At 48.9% G+C, this 1,660-nt stretch carries 1 protein-coding gene; it reads left to right on the forward strand.

The genetic code is table 11. The annotated features are described in order from the left end of the window. Positions 1-98: 98 nt before the first annotated feature. A partial coding sequence (ahpF, locus tag ACTL4S_RS16385; protein WP_441299679.1) for an alkyl hydroperoxide reductase subunit F occupies positions 99-1,660 on the forward strand: 1,562 nt, incomplete at its 3' end.

Genomic DNA, 1,660 nt, shown 5'->3' on the forward strand with positions numbered 1-1,660 from the left:
CCGATCAATAAAATAAAAACAAACTGTTTTACCTATTTATTCAATTCATTTAATATCCTGTTATCAAATAAACATTTACTCCTTTGGAGACGTTAGCAATGTTAGATCAAAATACTTCAGCTCAACTTAAAACCTTATTACAACGCCTGGAAGGCCCGATTGAACTGGTCGCGACTTTAGATGGCTCTGACAAGTCAGCCAAAATCCAGGAACTGGTGTCCGAAGTAGCTGCACTGTCTGATCTGGTGACTGCACGCTTTGATGGGACCAATGCACGTGCGCCAAGTTTTGGGATTGCCAAACAAGGTGAGGAACCGCGTGTGTTCTTTGCAGGCTTGCCAATGGGCCATGAGTTCACTTCGCTGATTCTGGCATTGCTGCAAACTTCCGGTTATGCACCAAAAGTCTCTGATGAAGTACTGGCGAATATTAAAAGCCTGGGTGTTCAATCTAATTTCGATGTGTTTGTATCCTTAAGTTGCCATAACTGTCCGGATGTGGTTCAGGCACTCAACCTGATTGCCATCTATAACCCGGGCACTACAGCGACCATGATTGATGGGGCTTTCTTCCAGGACGAAGTCGAAGAACGCAAGATCATGGCGGTGCCGATGGTATTCCAGGACAACCAGCATATTGGTCAGGGTCGTATGACGCTGGAAGAAATCATTGCCAAACTGGATAGCAATGCCGCTGCCAAAGATGCGAAAAAACTGAATGCCAAAGATGCCTTTGATGTCCTGGTGATCGGTGGCGGCCCTGCGGGGAATACCTCTGCCATCTATGCAGCACGTAAAGGCATTAAAACCGGGATCGTGGCTGAACGTATGGGCGGTCAGGTCATGGATACCATGGACATTGAAAACTTTACGTCTGTACAGAAGACCCAAGGTCCTAAATTTGCAGCCGAGATGGAAGCCCACGTGCGTGAATATGGTGTCGACATCATGAACCTGCAACGTGTCTCTAACATCAAAGGTGCAGATGAAACGGCCAATGGTCTGGTGGAAGTCACGTTAGAGAATGGTGCCAAACTGGAATCGAAAACCGTGATTCTGTCGACTGGTGCACGCTGGAGAGAGATGAATGTTCCGGGTGAGCAGGAATACAAAACCCGTGGTGTGGCATACTGCCCGCACTGTGACGGTCCACTGTTCAAAGGCAAACGCGTCGCTGTGATTGGCGGTGGTAACTCGGGTGTTGAAGCCGCGATTGACCTGGCGGGGATTGTGGAGCATGTAACTTTGGTGGAATTTGATACCAAGCTGCGTGCGGATCAGGTGCTGCAAGACAAGCTGAACAGCTTGCCGAATACCACCGTGATCAAGAATGCCCTGTCGACTGAAGTGCTGGGTGATGGTTCACAGGTGACCGGTCTGAAATACAAAGACCGTGCCACGGATAAAGAGCATGTGGTTGAGCTGGCGGGGATCTTCGTGCAGATCGGTTTGTTACCAAACACGGACTTCGTGAAAGAAACCCAAGTTGAGCTGACTAACCGTGGCGAGATTGTGATTAACGACCGCAACGAAACCAATGTGAAAGGTGTGTTTGCGGCAGGTGACTGTACCACAGTGCCGTACAAGCAGATCATCATTGCCACCGGTGAAGGTGCCAAGGCATCATTGTCTGCTTTTGATTACATCATCCGTTCGGGGCA

Origin of the sequence: Acinetobacter lwoffii, assembly GCF_052078135.1 — a bacterium.
Lineage (GTDB): Bacteria > Pseudomonadota > Gammaproteobacteria > Pseudomonadales > Moraxellaceae > Acinetobacter > Acinetobacter lwoffii_Z.